The following is a 15,103-nucleotide window of genomic DNA, read 5'->3' as shown; positions in this document are numbered from 1 at the left end:
CATGACCACCACGACCACCGCCGCCACGCCCGTGGCGCCGCCCCCGACGGCGGCCCCAACGCGCGGCCGCACCCGCACCGTCCTCCGTCGTCTCGTGCGCGGCCGGGAGGACGCCGCGGCCTGGGAGCGCCCCGCGCTGCTCGGCCTCCTGGGCGTCACACTCCTGCTCTACGTGTGGGACCTCGCTGCGAGCGGCTGGGCCAACTCGTTCTACTCGGCCGCGGTGCAGGCGGGCTCCGTCAACTGGGAGGCGTTCTTCTACGGCTCCAGCGATGCGGCCAACTCCATCACGGTCGACAAGCCGCCGGCCAGCCTCTGGATCATGGCGCTCTCCGTCCGGATCTTCGGGCTGAGCTCGTGGAGCATCCTGCTCCCCGAGGCGCTGATGGGCGTCGCGACCGTCGGCCTCGTCTACGCCACGGTGCGCCGCCACTTCACCGCACGCACGGCGCTCCTGGCGGGCGGCGTGCTCGCGATCACCCCGGTCGCCGCACTGATGTTCCGGTTCAACAACCCGGACGCGCTGCTGGTGCTCCTGCTCACGCTCGCCACGTATCTGACGCTGCGGGGGATCGAGTCGGGCCGCATCCGCTGGGTGGTGTGGGCCGGTGTCGCGATCGGCTTCGGCTTCCTCACGAAGCAGCTGCAGGCGTTCCTCATCCTGCCCGTGCTCGCGGGCGTCTATCTGGCCGCGGCGCCGATCTCGTGGCGGAAGCGGTTCGGGCACCTCTTCGCCGCGCTCGGCGCCGTGGTCGTGGCCGCCGGCTGGTGGGTCGCGATCGTCGAGCTGGTCCCGGCGTCCTGGCGGCCATACATCGGCGGTTCGCAGACCAACAGCTTCCTGGAGCTGACGTTCGGCTACAACGGGCTCGGCCGGCTGACCGGTGACGAGACCGGCAGCGTCACCGGTGGCGGGGCCACGACGGGCGGCGGGATGTGGGGCGCCACCGGCATCACACGTCTCTTCGACGGCGAGATCGGCGGCCAGATCACCTGGCTGCTCCCCGCTGCGCTGGTGCTGTTCGCGCTGGCGCTGGTGCTCGGTCGCCGGATGGCGCGCACCGACGGCCGGCGTGCGACCCTGCTGCTCTTCGGCGGCTGGCTGGTCGTGACCGCGCTCGCCTTCAGCTTCATGGCCGGCATCTTCCACGCCTACTACACGGTCGCGCTCGCCCCGGCTCTGGCCGGCGTCGTCGCGATCGGCGCGGCATCGGCGTGGGGCGCACGCGACCGGCTGTGGGTGCGGATCGTCTCGGCCGTGGTGATGCTCGGCACGGGAGTCTGGGCCTGGGTGCTGCTGGACCGCGCCACGGATTGGCTGCCGTGGCTGAAGGTCCTGGTCGTGGTGCTCTCGGTTGTCGCGGCGGCGCTGCTCCTGCTGCCGCAGCGCGGCCGGGCGCTGCGCACCGCGACCATCGCCGTCACGCTCGTCGCCGGCCTGCTGGCGCCGTTCGCCTACACGATCCAGACCGTCACCACCGCGCACACCGGGTCGATCCCCACGGCCGGACCGACCGTGACCGGCTCCATGGGCGGACCGGGTGGAGGGGGAGGCCGCGGCTTCGGCGGCGGCGGACAGGGCGGCACCCCGCCCAACGGCTTCGGGGGCCAGACCCAGGGCGGGACCACCGGCGGCACCACGACCGGCGGCACCACGACTGGCGGCACTGGCGGCACCGGGACCCGGACAGCTCCGGGCGGCACGGGCGGCGGCGGTGGATCGCTCCTCTCCTCCGGCACCGTGGGCTCGGCGCTCTCGGTCCTGCTGAAGGCCGACGCCTCCTCCTACACGTGGGTGGCCGCGGCCATCGGCTCCAACTCGGCGGCCGGATACCAGCTGACGACCCAGGAGGCGGTGATGCCGATCGGCGGCTTCAACGGCTCCGACCCGTCCCCGACACTGGCGCAGTTCGAGGAGTACGTCGCGAAGGGCGAGATCCACTACTTCATCGCCGGAGGCGTCGGCCAGTCGAACGGCGGGAGCAGCGCCTCCAGCGCGATCTCCAGCTGGGTCGAGCAGAACTTCACCGCGAAGACGGTGGACGGCGTGACGGTCTACGACCTGACCGAGTAACAGAGGGGGGGAAAGTCGGGGGCCCGGGCCATCATGGAGACATGACGGACGGGCCCCCACTCACGCGCGCGCCCGAGACGGTCGACGACGGTGCGCCGCACGGGCGGATCGGGGTCGCCGGCGGCACCGCCCTCTACGTCGCCGCCGTGCTGGGCACCGGCATCCTCGTGCTCCCGGCGCTCGCCGCGTCCGCCGCCGGGCCGGGCTCGATCCTCGCGGTCGCCGCTCTCGCCCTCGTCTCGGTGCCGCTCGCGGCGACCTTCGCGGCGCTCGCACGGCGGCATCCCGATGCGGGCGGGGTCGCGACCTTCGCCCGTCGCGCGTTCGGGCCCACGGCGGCCCGGATCGTCTCGTACTGGTTCTTCTTCGGCACCCCCATCGGTGCGCCGATCGCGGCCCTCATGACCGCGCGCTACGTCGTCGCCGTGATCGGCGGCGACGCGGTGAGCACGACGGTCATCGCCGTCGCGCTGATGGTCGTGCCGGTGGCGGTCACGGCGTTCGGCGTGCGCTTCGCCGCCTCGGTGCAGCTGGTGCTGTCGGGCGCGCTGGTCGCCGTGCTCGTCTTCGTGCTCGCGGTGGCGGTCCCGCACGGCGACACCGCCCACCTGCAGCCGCTGCTGCCGCACGGCTGGGCCGGGGTCGGTCTCGCGATGAGCCTGTACATCTGGGCCTTCGCCGGGTGGGAGGCCGTGGCCGGCATCGGCGGCGAGTTCCGTGATCCGCGCCGCGACATCCCGCGCGCGACCGCGCTGGCGCTCGTGATCGTGTCGGTCGCCTACTTGGCGATCCAGACGGTGACGGTGCTCGTCCTGGGCGATGCGGCCTCGGCCAGCGAGGTGCCGCTGCTCGATCTCGTGACGGCCTCGACCGGGGGCGGCGGCGGGATCGTCGTGGCCGTGATCGCGGCGATCGTCGTCACGGGCGTCTTCAACGCCTACCTCGCCGCCTTCTCCAAGCTGGGCGCCGCGATGGGCCGCGACGGCGACCTCCCGCGCTGGTTCGGCCGCGGCGCCGAGAACGGCGCGATCGCGCGACGCGGGCTCCTGCTCTCCGCCGTGGTGATGGCCGCGTACTCCGTCGTCGTGCTGGCCAGCGGCGACCTCCAGCCGTTCATCCTCGTGCACACGAGCATCGCCGCGGCCGTCTACGGGCTCGGCGTCGCCGCCGCGGTGGTGCTGCTGCCGCGCTGGTCCGTGGGGTGGTGGATGGCCGTGCTGTCCTGCCTGTTCGCCGCCGGCCTCCTGGTGCTGGCCGGTTGGCACCTCGTCTTCCCGGCCGGGGTCGCGGTCGTCGCCGTGCTGGTCGGCGTCGTGACGCAGCGCTCCCGGCGCGCGGCCGTCGCCCGCACCGGCGCGTGACGGGAGGGCCCGGCGGCTGAGCCGGGATCGCGCATAATGAGGGGAACCCGCGCCCGATGGGCGGCGCGCAGCCGAAGGGGGACGCCGTGACGGCAGACGAGCACGCCGAACCGCCGCAGGCGTCCGCCCCGGGCTCCCCGGGCGCCCCGGCCGCTCGCCCGTATCCGCCGCGCGCGTCGAGCATGCGCGACGTCGCGGCTCTCGCCGGGGTCTCTCACCAGACGGTCTCACGCGTCATCAACGGGCACGCGAGCATCCGCGACGAGACGCGCGAGCGGGTGCAGCGCGCGATGGAGGAGCTCAACTACCGGCCCAACCGCGCGGCCCGCGCGCTCGTCACCGCCCGGTCGCGCACCATCGGCGTGCTGTCGACGTCGGCCGCGGCCCTGTACGGGCCGGTGTCGAGCATCAACGCGATCCAGGACGCGGGACGCGAGGCCGGGTACTACATCGCGGTCGCGCAGCTCGCCGACCTGACGCCGTCCGGCATCGAGGCGGGCCTCGACCACCTGCTCGCCCAGGCCGTCGAGGGGATCATCGTGATCGCCCCGCAGGAGGCCGTGCTGGAGCAGATCGCCGCAGCCCGGCTGGGCGTGCCCTACATCACGCTGCAGAGCGGCACCGCGAGCATCGACCGCGAGCTGTCCGTGGACCAGGTCGCGGGGGCACGCGCCGCGACCCGGCACCTGATCGAGCTCGGGCACCGCACGATCGCGCACCTCGCCGGACCGCAGGCGTGGTTCGAAGCGCAGGCGCGCCGCGCCGGCTACGAGGAGGAACTGGGCGCCGCGGGCCTCCCGGTGCCCGTCGTCCCGCACGGCGACTGGACAGCCGAGTTCGGCTACCGCGCCGGTCTCCAACTGCTCGCCGACCGCTCGCTCACGGGCGTGTTCGCCTCCAACGACCAGATGGCGCTCGGCGTCTATCACGCGGCCCACGAGCTGGGGCGGCGCATCCCGGAGGACCTGAGCGTGGTCGGCTTCGACGACATCCCGGAGGCCGCGCACTTCTGGCCGCCGCTGACGACGGTGCTGCAGGACTTCACGGCGCTCGGCCGGGGGAGCGTCGAGCGGCTCGTCGCCGAGATCGAGGGAGGGGCGGAGCCGTCGGCCGCCAGCATCCTCCCGGACCTGATCGTGCGCGCCTCGACCGCGCCGCCGCGCTGAGCGGAGTGGGGCGGCCCGGGTTCAGTCTTCGGTGCCGTCCGCCCACAGCCGGGGCCCGGAGCCGGAGGCGGCGAGTTCGTCGGACGGGTTCTGCAGTGAGCACCTGCGCAGGCTGAGGCAGCCGCAGCCGATGCAGTCGGTCAGGTCGTCGCGCAGGTGCTGGAGGTCGCGGATGCGCGCGTCCAGCTCCGTGCGCCAGAGGCGGGAGAGGCGCGCCCAGTCCTTCTTGGTGGGCGTGCGGCCTTCCGGAAGGGAGTCGAGCGCCGCGCGGATGTCGGCGAGCGGGACTCCCACCCGCTGCGACACCCGCACGAAGGCGATGCGGCGCAGCACGTCGCGCCGGTAGCGGCGCTGGTTGCCCGCCGTGCGCTCGCTGGCGATGAGGCCCTGGCGCTCGTAGAAGTGCAGGGTCGAGACGGCGACGCCGCTGCGGGCGGCGACGTCTCCCACGCTGAGGACGGGTTCTGCCGGAGTCATTGACCTCAACCATAGTTGAGGTTCTAGGCTCGGACCATGACCTCCCGCGACACCGACGCCGACCCCGCCGGCGCCCCTCTCCCGGCCGCGCCCGCGGCTCCGCCCGCCGGCGACGAGACACCCGCCGACCGCTCTCCGCCGGGCGGCGTGCTCAGCGCGCACTACCGCTGGGTGAGCATCGGCATGTGCCTGCTCATCATGCTCGCCGCGTTCGAGGCGCTCGCGGTGACCACGATCATGCCGACGGTGAGCCGGGAGCTGGACGGCGCCGCCCTCTACGCCTTCGCGTTCGCCGGCCCGCTCGCCGTGAGCGTGGTCGGCATGGTGATCGCCGGCGCGTGGGCCGACCGCGGCAACCCGCGATCGGCGCTGTACGGCTCGGTCGTGTTCTTCGTCGTCGGCCTGCTGGTCGCCGGGACCGCGCAGACGATGCCGCTCTTCGTCGCCGGCCGTCTCATCCACGGGCTCGGCGGAGGCGCGCTCACGGTCGCCCTCTACGTCATCGTCGCGCGCGTCTATCCGCCACGACTGCACCCGCGCATCTTCGCGGGCTTCGCCGCGGCCTGGGTCGTGCCGTCGCTGATCGGGCCGCTGATCGCCGGGCTGCTCGCCGAGAGCGTGGGCTGGCGCTGGGTCTTCCTCGGCGTGGTGGGGCTGGTCGTCCTCGCGATGTTCATGGTCATCCCCGCGATGCGCGGGGTCCACGGGCCGGAGGCCGGAGCCGAGCTGCCGCCCCGCGACCTGGGCCGGATCGGCCTGGCGCTGCTGGTCGCCGTCGCCGTCCTCGCGCTCACGCTCTCGGCGGAGGCGACCGGGCCGGTGCAGTGGATCGTGCCGCCGATCGCGGCCGTGGGGGCCGTCGTCGCGCTCCGTCCGCTGCTGCCGGCGCGCACATTACGCGGAGCCCGCGGTCTCCCGAGCGTCATCCTGACCCGCGCGCTCGTCGCCGGCACCTTCTTCGCAGCGGAGGTCTACGTCCCGCTGCTGCTCGTGACGCAGTACGGGCTCTCGGCCGCGCTCGCGGGCCTCGCCCTCACGGCCGCCGGCCTCAGCTGGGCGGCCGCCTCCTGGGCGCAGGGACGCTTCGACGGCCTCACGAACCGCACGACCGCGTGGCTCGGGCCGCTCGGGCTGTCGATCGCGATCGCGTCGCTGGTCGTCACCGCCGCGTTCCACCTCGCGCCCGCGGTCGTCGTCGTCGGCTGGGCGTTCGCCGGCGCCGGGATGGGCGTCCTGTACCCGCGGCTCGGCGTGCTGACCCTCCAGTACTCCACCCGTGATGACCAGGGCTTCAACAGCTCGGCGCTCTCGATCGCCGACGCCATCGGCTCGGCCATCGCGCTGGCCGCCACCGCGATCGTCTACGCCGCACTGCACGCGGCGGGAGGGGCGTGGCCGTTCGTCGGCGCCTACGCCGTCACCGCTGTGCTGTGCGCGCTCGCGTGGGTCGTCGGCCCGCGGATCCTGAGCCGCCGCGACGGCTAGCGGGCGACGACCCGCGCCAGGGTGCCGGGGGCGAGCCCCAGGGTCCACTCGGCGACGTCGGCGACGAACCGCGCCTGCGCCGGGTGGCTGAGGTCGCCCGTGCTGTTGACGTAGGAGCCGCTGCCGTCCACGGCGATGAGGAGGCGGATGCTCGCCGCCTCCGGGTCCACCTCGGCGAACTCGCCCGCTGCGACACCGGCGGCGACGATCGCCCCCAGTTCGGCGCGGTCGAGGTCGTCCTGCTCCCGCAGGGTGGCCTCCAGCGACGGGGCGAACCGCGAGAGGTGGCGGGCGTTCAGCCAGAGTCGGGCGAGCGGCAGGGAGGCGCCGCTGTCGATGTGGTCGACGAAGTGCGCCAGTCGCTCGATGGGCGCGCCCTCGGCGGGGAAGAACTGCACGCGCTCGACGGTCGCGGCGCGCACGAAAGCCTCCTCGACCAGGTCTTCCGCTGCGGGGAAGTAGTGCGAGATGAGGCCGGGCCGCACGCCGAGGCGCGTCGCGACCGCCCGCAGCGTGATGCGCTCCAGACCCTGCTCGAGGGCGATGGAGGCCGCTGCGGACAGGATCTCCTCGCGCCGCTCCTCCGGTGCTTTCCGCGAGCGCGACGACGGCGTGCTTGACTCCATGACCTCCATGCTATTGAATGACTGACCAACAGGTTATTGGCCATGTGACCAACAGCAACGATGCTGAGTCGGGAGAGAGACCATATGTCCGCAGAACGGATCGGCGCCGAGGAGTTCGTGGACGCCTCCACGGCACCCGAGACACGGGGGATCGAGGTCATCGGCGATGCCGAGCGCCACGGCCGCGCCCGCGACCTCTTCTTCGTCTGGGCGGCGCCGGGGGTGAGCATCCTCAACTTCACCGTCGGCGCGACGCTCATCCTCCTGGGGCTGGAGATCTGGCAGGCCATCGCGGTGATCCTCGCCTCGTCGCTGCTCTGGGTCTTCCCCGGCCTCATCGCCGGGAGCGGACCGGCCGCCGGGACGTCGGGCTCGGTGGTGACCCGCGCGATGTACGGCGTGCTCGGCAACAAGCTCTTCGTCGCGTTCGTCGGCTGGTTCATCGGAGCGGTGTTCCTGTCGCTCACCTGGCTCGCCTCGTCGTTCATGGGCGCCGACCTGCTGCGCCGGATCGGGCTCGACGACCCCGTGTGGGTGCCGATCGGCGTGACGCTGGTCGTCTCGGCGGTGACGGTCCTGGTCGCGATCTTCGGGCACGGGCTGATCCTGCGGATCTACCCGATCATGGCCGTGGTCCTCTTCGTGATCTTCCTGCTGGTCAGCGCGTTCATCCTCCCCACGGTGGACTGGGGGTACACGGCGCCGCAGCAGCTGAGCGGGGGCCAGCTGTGGTCGGCGATCTCGATCGGCTTCACGATCCTCGCCTCCACCCCGCTGTCGTTCATCAACAGCCCCGACATCGCGCGCTACCTGCCGCGCTCGACCAAGCCGTCGCACATCGCCGCCGCCACGGCGTTCGGCGGCGCCCTGCCCTTCATCGTGTTCACGAGCGTCGGCGTGCTGCTGGCGACCGGGCTGAAGGCCGGCGCCTTCGACGCGGGCATCGATGTGGCGCTCTTCGACCTGCTGCCCGGCTGGGTCGGGCCGGTGCTGGTCATCGGCGTCATCGTGAACACGATCGCGCTGAACGCGATGACGACCTACACGTCGAGCATGGCGCTGCAGGCGATCGGCTTCCGGCTGCGCCGCATCCCCTCGGCGATCATCGTCGGGGCCGTTGGCACCGCGCTGACGATCTACTTGGTGCTGTCGTCGAGCCTGCTGGAGGCCGCGAACATCCTGCTGCAGCTCTTGGTGATCGTGTCGGGTCCGGCGATGGCGATCTTCGTGGTCGACGTGCTGCGGCGCCGCTACGTCTACGACGGCGCCGAGCTCTTCGACGACTCCCGCGGCAGCCGCTTCTGGTACTCGGGAGGCTGGAGCATCCCGGGCATCGCGGCCCTGCTCCTCGGCGGGCTCGCGACGGCGCTCTGCCTCTCCACCGACGTCTGGACCGGCGCGATCGCCGCCGCCCTCGGGCACGTGGACCTGTCGGTCCCGGTCGGCATGATCGTCGCCGCCGTCACGTATCTTCTCCTCAGCCGCACTCGACTCGGAAAGGAGGGCCGGCTGTGACCGACCCCACCACCCTCTACCGCGACGGCCGCGTCTTCACGGCCGACACCGACCCGGAGCACGCCTGGGCGACCGCCTTCGCCGTCACCGGAGACCGCATCGTCTGGGTGGGTGCGGAGGGTGACACCCCGCCCGTCGCCGATCGCGTCGTCGAGCTCGGCGGCCGGCTCGTGCTCCCCGGCTTCACCGACGCGCACACCCACCTCCTGATGATGGGCGCGGCGCTCGGCCAGGTGTACCTGACGGACGCGCGTTCGCTGGACGACATCCTGCGATTGCTGCAGGAGGCGCGGGCCGCGGACCCGGAGGCCACGGTGCTGCGCGGGCGCGGCTGGCTGTTCGACGCGGTCCCGGGTGGAGCGCCGACCGCGGCGATGATCGACGCGGTGCTCCCCGATGTGCCCGTCTACCTCGACGCCAACGACTACCACTCGTGCTGGGTGAACACGGCCGCGCTGGCCGAGCTCGGCATCACGCGCGACACCCCCGACCCGATCGGGGGCGAGATCGTGCGCGACGCGGACGGGAACCCGACGGGGCTGCTGCTCGAGACCGCCGCGACCGAGTACGCGTGGGGGCAGCGCGACGCCGCGACGACCGACGCCGACCGCGACGCGCACGTCGAGCGCGCCATCGAGGCGTACCTCGCGACGGGCGTCACCGGCGTCGTCGACATGGCGATGGACGAGTTCGGCCTGGCCGCGCTGAAGCGCGCGCAGGAGCGGCACGGGGGCGAGCTGCCGATCCGGGTCGCCGCGCACTGGCTCGTCACCAACACCGGGGACGACGCCGCCAACCTCGCGCAGGTGGAGCGGGCTGCGCGGCTCGCCGCCGAGCCGTCCACGTCCTGGCTGCGCGTCGTCGGGATCAAGCTCATCCTGGACGGCGTGATCGACGCGTGCACCGCGGCCATGCGGCAGCCCTACGCGAACGGCACGAACGCCGACCCGATCTGGCCGCTGGAACGGCTGAAGCCGGTTGTCGCCGCGGCGGACGCGGCCGGCCTCCAGATCGCCCAGCACGCGATCGGTGACTACGCGAGCACGATCGCCCTCGACGCGATCGAGCACGCCGCGGCCCAGAACGGCGACCGCCCGCGCCGCCATCGCATCGAGCACCTCGAGTACGCGGCCCCCGGCACGGCGGAGCGGATGGCGCGACTCGGCGTCACCGCGTCGATGCAGCCGGTGCACTCCGACCCGGCGATCTTCGACAACTGGGTCGAGATGCTCGGCGACGACCGCGTCGACCGCGCCTTCCCGTGGCCCGAGTACGAGGACGCGGGCGCGCTCCTCGCCTTCTCGACGGACTCGCCGACCGCGCCGCACCAGGCGCTCGCCAACATGTATGTGGCGTCGACGCGTGCCTCGGCGCTCGACCCCTCCGTGCTCGCGAAGCAGCCCCAGCACGCGGTGCCGCTGGAGCGGGCCGTCGGACATGCGACGCGGGATGCGGCGGCGTCGGTCGGCGACGGCGACTGGCGCGGGAGGATCGCGCCGGGCTTCGCCGCCGACGTCGCCGTGCTCGACGCCGACGTCTTCGCGGACGGTGCGGCCTCCCTGCTCCGCGCCCGCATCATCGAGACGGTCGTGGCGGGCAGGAGCGCGTACAGCGCGTAGCGCCCGCACCCCTGCCGCACATTCGTGCCGAATGTCGCCTTCGCGTCGCGCAGAGTCGACATTCGGCACGAATGTGCGGGGGTGCGACGTCAGCGGGCGGAGGCGAACTCGCGGATGAAGAGTGTCTGCGCGTCGATCATCCGCCGGATCTCCTCCGGGTCGACCGACTCGTCGGAGGCGTGGATGCGCGACTGCGCGGTGTCCTCCGCGCCCCAGAGCACGATCGCGGCGTCGGGGGAGACCTTCTTCAGCGACGCGACGAGCGGGATCGATCCGCCCGCTCCGATCGACTCGGCCGGGACGCCGAACGCCGTCCCGAGCGCATCCATCGCCGACGTGATCGCCGGGTGTGACTCGTCGACCCGGAAGGCGTGGCCGACCTTCACCTTCTCGACCTCCACCTCGCAGTTCCACGGGCGCTGCGCCCGCAGGTGCGCCATCAGCGCCTCGAGCTGGGCGTCGCCGTCGGAGCCCGGGACGATGCGCATCGAGAGCTTCGCCGTGACGGAGGGCAGGAGGACGTTCGACGCCTCGGCGGTGTTCGGCAGGTCCATCCCGAGCACCGTGACCGACGGCTTCGCCCAGATGCGGTCGGAGAGGGATCCGGTGCCGAGGTAGCCGACACCGGGCAGGATGGCGGATCCGGCCCGGTAGGCGGCCTCGTCCATGTCGGCGCCGGGCCAGGTGCCCGCATCCACGCCGGGGATGACGGTGTCGCCGTTCTCGTCGTGCAGGGTGTCGAGGATGCGGATCATCGCCGTCATCGCGTCCGGCGCCGCACCGCCGAACTCGCCCGAGTGGACGGGGTTCGCGAGGGTCCGCACCGTGACGGTGCACGCGACGTCCCCGCGGAGGGCCGTGGTGAGCGCCGGCCGCCCGGCCTCCTGCGGGCCGAGATCGGCGATCACGAAGGCGTCTGCGGCCATGAGCTCGGGGTTCGCCTCGACGAACTCCTCCAGGTGCGAGATGGTCTCCTCCTCGCCCTCGATCAGGATCTTCACGCGGCACGGCCGGTCGGGCCCGAGCAGGCGGAGGGTGCCGTAGTGGATGACGAGCCCCGACTTGTCGTCGGCGGCGCCGCGACCGTAGATGCGGCCGTCGTCCTTGCGCGTCGGCTCGAACGGTTCGGAGCTCCAGCCCTGGCTCGCGGGCGCGGGCTGCACGTCGTAGTGCGCGTACAGCAGCACGGTGGGCGCCCCCTCGGGGCCCGGGAGGTCGGCGTAGACGCAGGGGTAGCCTCCCGGCACGTCGAGCAGGCGCACGTCGTCGGCGCCCGCCGCCTCGAAGAGCTCGACCACGGCGCGGCCCATCGCGTGGACCGGCTCGGTGTCGAAGCCGGGGAAGGCGATCGAGGGGATGCGCACCAGCGCGTCCAGACGATCGAGGACGTCGGGCATGAGGGCTTCGGCTTCGGACACGGGCGCTCCTAACGGTTCAGGATGGGATGACGAGCTGGATGAGCAGCCCCGACACGACGACGGACACCCACGAGACCAGCATAGGAATCGTGAACGAGTGCCAGATCGGCACCGGCGTGAGTCGCGTCGACCCGGTGCGGTCGGTCTCCACCGCCGCGATCTGCGAGCCGTTGGCCGGGAACAGCCAGACGCCGATCAGCGACGGCCACATTGCGGTGATCACGCCGGGCGCGAGACCGGCGGCCAGGGCGATCGGGATGAGGGTGTTGGTCGTCGCCGACTGGCTGGTGGTCAGCCCGGCGACGAGGAAGAGGGCGACCGCCAGCAGGAGGGGCTGGGCCGTGATCAGCTGGCCGAGCGGTTCGATGATGGTCTGCTGGTTGGCGGAGATGAAGGTGTCCGCCATCCACGCGATGCCGAAGAGGGCGACCGCCGCGACGTAGCCGGAGCGCAGGAGGGGCTGCTCCACGACCAGCGACGGTTTCACCTTGCGCACCAGGATGATCACCAGGGCGACCGTGAACATCACCATCTCGATCACGGGCGACATGCCGATCGGCACGAACTTCCCGTCCGCGTCGGGGAAGGCCGGGCGGAGGGCCGGGAACAGCCCGAGTGCGACGACGAGGAGCGTGCCCACGATGAAGATCCAGGCCGCGGTCTGACCGCCCGGCGGCACCGTGTGCTCGACGGGGGCGGCGCCCGCGCTGGTCAGCCGCGCGGCCTTGGCGGATGAAGCGGGACCGGAACCGGAACCGGAACCGGCCGCGGCCTCCGCTCCGCCCGACGCCTGGGCAGCGAAGCTCGCCTCCAGCGCGGCGGGCACCTCGACCGTGCCGGCCTCGACCCGCTTGCGGAACACCGGGTCGGCGATCAGCTCCTTGCCGATGCGCTGCTGCACGAAGGAGGTCACGATGCAGGCGACGATCGCGGACGGCACGGTGATCGCCAGCACCTGCGGCAGCCCGAACCCCTTGGCCTCCATCAGCACCAGGTACGCCGCCATCGCCGCCGAGACCGGGCTCGCGGTGATCCCGAGCCCGGAGGTCACGGTCGACGCCGCGAGCGCCCGTTCGGGTCGCTGCCCGTTGCGGTACGCCGTCTCGTAGATGACCGGGATCAGCGCGAAGAAGATGTTCGACGTGCCCGACAGCACCGTGAACACGAACGCCACGAGCGGGGCCACGTAGGTCAGCCTCCGCGGGTTGCGCTGGATGATCTTCGACGCGATCGACACCAGGAAGTCGATGCCGCCCGCGGCCTGCATGGCGGACGACGCCGTGATCACGGCGATGATGATGAAGAAGGCGTCCACCGGGGGAGAGCCGGGCGGCAGGCGGAAGACGAACACCAGGATCGCGGTGCCCACCACGCCCCACAGTCCCAGCCCGATCCCGCCGACGCGCACGCCGAGCACGATCGCGCCGATGACGACGCATGCCTGCAGGATGACGAGAACGACTTCCATGGCGACCTCCCCCTCGGCGACAGCATGCCCGATGGCGGGCGCGCTGTGAAGGCCCGGCGCGGGAGGACCGGTGCGCCGGTAGGTTGGGCATGTGAGCGAGAACGCCCCGACCCTGACCGACGTGGCGGCGCACGCGGGCGTATCGCTCGCGACGGCGTCGCGAGCCCTCAACGGCAGCGCGCGCAAGGTCAACCCGGAACTGCAGGACCGGGTGCTCGCCTCCGCGCGCACGCTCGGGTACAGCGCGAACGTGCAGGCGCAGGCGGTCGCGCGCGGTACAAGCAACGTGGTGGCGCTCGTCGTCGGCGACATCGCCGACCCGTACTTCGCCTCCATCTCGTCCGGGGTCGTGCGCGTGGCCGACGAGCGCGGACTGATCGTGACCATCACCGCGACGGGGCCCTATTCCGGACCGGAGTCGATGGCCAGGGAGGAAGCGGCCCTCGATGCTCTGCGCGGTCAGCGCCCGCGGGCGGTGGTGCTCGCCGGCAGCCGCGTCGCCGGGGCAGGGACCCGCGTCGGCGACCGCGAACGCGTGGCGGTGATCGGCACGGGCGCGCCCGAGCTGCGCACGGTCGACGTCGACAACCGCGGTGGTGCGGCCGCGCTCGCCGCCGAGCTCCTCGCGCTCGGCTATGCCGACTTCGCTGTGCTCGCCGGCCCCGGGGAGCTCGTGACGGTGCGCGACCGCGTCGCCGGATTCCTGTCGGTGGTTCCCTCGGCGCGGGTCGTGCATGCCGCCTTCACGCGATCCGGCGGCCACCAGGCGATGAGCGACCTGATCGCGGCGGGCGACGTACCCGAGTGCGTCTTCGCCGTCAGCGACGTCATGGCGATCGGCGCGATGGCCGCGCTCCGGGAGGCGGGCATCGCTCCGGGCGCGGAGGTGGCCGTCGCGGGCTTCGACGACATCCCCCTCGTCGCCGATGTGACGCCCGCGCTGACCTCGGTGGCGCTCCCGCTGGCCGACATCGGGGCGCGCGCGCTGGAGTTGGCCCTCGCCGACGACCCGTCGCCTGCGGTGCCGGTCGTGGCCGAGGTGCGCCTGCGCGCCTCCACCCCGCGCCGCTGATCCGGAGCTGCTGACCCCGCCGCGCCGCGCCGCTTTTCGCGCTGCCGCTCAGGACACGAGCCAGCGCACCGCCCGCTCCAGGATCTGCCGGTGCGTGGGCGCGTCGTACGACGCGGCGTCGTGGCCGAGCGCGTCGTAGAACACCTTCGCGTCGCCGTAGCGCCGCGCCCAGATCAGCGGGTGCTCCCGGCCCTCGTGCTCGTGCGAGGCGAGCGCGACCACCGCAGGGTCGACCCGCAGGTCCGTGTAGCGCTCGTCCACCACAGTGAAGTCGCCCAGCCCGGCGACGAGGGGATCGCGGTCCGGGTGCACCAGGATGGTCGCCGGGCCGCGATCCGGGTGGAATGTCGTGCCGCGCACCCAGACCCCGCCGAGGATCGCCTCCCATTCCGGGATGCCGCGGAGCGACGTCGAGGTGACGTGCGACGCCAGCAGCGGGCGGCCGCGGCCGAGATACGCGAGGAGACCCTCGCGACCGCGCGCCTCCGCCTCGGGATCGGGTGCGCCGGTGTGCGCCGGGTCACCGACGTTGAGGACCAGGAGGTCGGGGTCGTCCTCGGTCAGCGCAGCCAGGCGCGCGTCGACGTCCTCCGACGTCTCGACCTCCAGGCCCTGGCCGCGGAGGATGCCGGCCAGGCGCTCCGAGGTCTCGGCGAAGGGATGCCACGGGTCGGCGTACCGGCCGGCGCCGCTCAGGATCTGTGCTCGCATGGGGTCCTCCTGGTGATCACGCTATGGGATGGTAAGCGCTCTCCGGAATCGGTGGCCGGCGTATTGACGGACCGCCGGTCGGTGGGTAGCTTAGCGGTAAGCGCTTTCCCA

At 72.8% G+C, this 15,103-nt stretch carries 12 protein-coding genes; 7 read left to right on the top strand and 5 right to left on the bottom strand.

All coding sequences use genetic code 11. The features are described from left to right. The first annotated feature begins 1 nt into the window (after nt 1). The 3 genes from HNR14_RS04235 (at nt 2) to HNR14_RS04225 (ending at nt 4,601) form a co-directional block, all read left to right on the top strand. Nucleotides 2–2,074: a glycosyltransferase family 39 protein gene (locus tag HNR14_RS04235; protein ID WP_179700023.1), complete on the top strand. Its 2,073-nt coding sequence runs from the start codon at nt 2–4 to the stop codon at nt 2,072–2,074. 41 nt (nt 2,075–2,115) lie between these two features. After that, nucleotides 2,116–3,435, top strand: coding sequence for an APC family permease (locus HNR14_RS04230; protein WP_179700022.1), 1,320 nt, complete (start codon nt 2,116–2,118; stop codon nt 3,433–3,435). A 182-nt stretch (nt 3,436–3,617) separates the two neighbouring features. Next, nucleotides 3,618–4,601, top strand: a complete 984-nt coding sequence (locus tag HNR14_RS04225) for a LacI family DNA-binding transcriptional regulator (RefSeq protein WP_179702528.1) — start codon at nt 3,618–3,620, stop codon at nt 4,599–4,601. A 21-nt stretch (nt 4,602–4,622) separates the two neighbouring features. Here the strand turns inward: HNR14_RS04225 and soxR are convergent, their stop codons facing one another. Beyond that, the gene (soxR, locus tag HNR14_RS04220; protein WP_281371270.1) at nt 4,623–5,078 is read right to left on the bottom strand and encodes a redox-sensitive transcriptional activator SoxR; all 456 of its coding nucleotides are present in this window, start codon (nt 5,076–5,078) and stop codon (nt 4,623–4,625) included. A gap of 36 nt (nt 5,079–5,114) precedes the next feature. On the opposite strand from soxR, the gene HNR14_RS04215 reads away from it, so the two are divergent. Continuing rightward, nucleotides 5,115–6,563, top strand: coding sequence for an MFS transporter (locus tag HNR14_RS04215; protein ID WP_425485020.1), 1,449 nt, complete (start codon nt 5,115–5,117; stop codon nt 6,561–6,563). Here HNR14_RS04215 and HNR14_RS04210 read toward each other — a convergent pair. Beyond that, the gene (locus HNR14_RS04210; protein ID WP_179700020.1) at nt 6,560–7,189 is read right to left on the bottom strand and encodes a TetR/AcrR family transcriptional regulator; all 630 of its coding nucleotides are present in this window, start codon (nt 7,187–7,189) and stop codon (nt 6,560–6,562) included. The genes HNR14_RS04215 and HNR14_RS04210 overlap by 4 nt on opposite strands. An 84-nt stretch (nt 7,190–7,273) precedes the next feature. On the opposite strand from HNR14_RS04210, the gene HNR14_RS04205 reads away from it, so the two are divergent. Together HNR14_RS04205 and HNR14_RS04200 are read left to right on the top strand one after the other, a co-directional pair. Further along, entirely contained in the window at nt 7,274–8,704 is a 1,431-nt protein-coding gene (locus HNR14_RS04205) for a purine-cytosine permease family protein (RefSeq protein ID WP_179700019.1), read from the top strand. After that, nucleotides 8,701–10,323 (top strand): amidohydrolase family protein, encoded by a 1,623-nt coding sequence (locus HNR14_RS04200; protein WP_179700018.1) that lies wholly within the window; start codon nt 8,701–8,703, stop codon nt 10,321–10,323. The genes HNR14_RS04205 and HNR14_RS04200 overlap by 4 nt, the downstream gene beginning before the upstream one ends. An 89-nt stretch (nt 10,324–10,412) precedes the next feature. On the opposite strand, the gene HNR14_RS04195 is transcribed toward HNR14_RS04200, so the two are convergent. Both HNR14_RS04195 and HNR14_RS04190 read right to left on the bottom strand, forming a co-directional pair. Beyond that, on the bottom strand, nt 10,413–11,741 hold the full coding sequence (locus HNR14_RS04195; RefSeq protein ID WP_343064412.1) for a M20/M25/M40 family metallo-hydrolase: 1,329 nt from the start codon (nt 11,739–11,741) through the stop codon (nt 10,413–10,415). 16 nt (nt 11,742–11,757) lie between these two features. After that, nucleotides 11,758–13,209, bottom strand: a complete 1,452-nt coding sequence (locus tag HNR14_RS04190; RefSeq protein WP_179700017.1) for an anaerobic C4-dicarboxylate transporter family protein — start codon at nt 13,207–13,209, stop codon at nt 11,758–11,760. Between the two features lie 91 nt (nt 13,210–13,300). Between HNR14_RS04190 and HNR14_RS04185 the strand changes: the two genes are divergently transcribed. Beyond that, nucleotides 13,301–14,281: a substrate-binding domain-containing protein gene (locus HNR14_RS04185; RefSeq protein WP_179700016.1), complete on the top strand. Its 981-nt coding sequence runs from the start codon at nt 13,301–13,303 to the stop codon at nt 14,279–14,281. Between the two features lie 48 nt (nt 14,282–14,329). Here HNR14_RS04185 and HNR14_RS04180 read toward each other — a convergent pair whose 3' ends face one another. Beyond that, nucleotides 14,330–14,992: a ThuA domain-containing protein gene (locus tag HNR14_RS04180; RefSeq protein WP_179700015.1), complete on the bottom strand. Its 663-nt coding sequence runs from the start codon at nt 14,990–14,992 to the stop codon at nt 14,330–14,332. Between the last annotated feature and the right edge of the window lie 111 nt (nt 14,993–15,103).

The sequence above is a fragment of the Leifsonia naganoensis genome, assembly GCF_013410615.1.
Lineage (GTDB): Bacteria > Actinomycetota > Actinomycetes > Actinomycetales > Microbacteriaceae > Leifsonia > Leifsonia aquatica.
The sequence above is the reverse complement of the archived record's forward strand: the minus strand, read 5'-3'. Positions and strand labels throughout refer to the sequence as shown.

What these genes read in the sequence shown, in the direction of transcription:
- HNR14_RS04205 (WP_179700019.1), top strand. Translation starts at nt 7,274, where the DNA reads ATGTCCGCAGAACGGATCGGCGCCGAGGAGTTCGTGGACGCCTCCACG.
- HNR14_RS04225 (WP_179702528.1), top strand. Translation starts at nt 3,618, where the DNA reads ATGCGCGACGTCGCGGCTCTCGCCGGGGTCTCTCACCAGACGGTCTCA.
- HNR14_RS04180 (WP_179700015.1), bottom strand. Translation starts at nt 14,992, where the DNA reads ATGCGAGCACAGATCCTGAGCGGCGCCGGCCGGTACGCCGACCCGTGG.
- soxR (WP_281371270.1), bottom strand. Translation starts at nt 5,078, where the DNA reads ATGACTCCGGCAGAACCCGTCCTCAGCGTGGGAGACGTCGCCGCCCGC.
- HNR14_RS04210 (WP_179700020.1), bottom strand. Translation starts at nt 7,189, where the DNA reads ATGGAGTCAAGCACGCCGTCGTCGCGCTCGCGGAAAGCACCGGAGGAG.
- HNR14_RS04190 (WP_179700017.1), bottom strand. Translation starts at nt 13,209, where the DNA reads ATGGAAGTCGTTCTCGTCATCCTGCAGGCATGCGTCGTCATCGGCGCG.
- HNR14_RS04215 (WP_425485020.1), top strand. Translation starts at nt 5,115, where the DNA reads ATGACCTCCCGCGACACCGACGCCGACCCCGCCGGCGCCCCTCTCCCG.
- HNR14_RS04235 (WP_179700023.1), top strand. Translation starts at nt 2, where the DNA reads ATGACCACCACGACCACCGCCGCCACGCCCGTGGCGCCGCCCCCGACG.
- HNR14_RS04230 (WP_179700022.1), top strand. Translation starts at nt 2,116, where the DNA reads ATGACGGACGGGCCCCCACTCACGCGCGCGCCCGAGACGGTCGACGAC.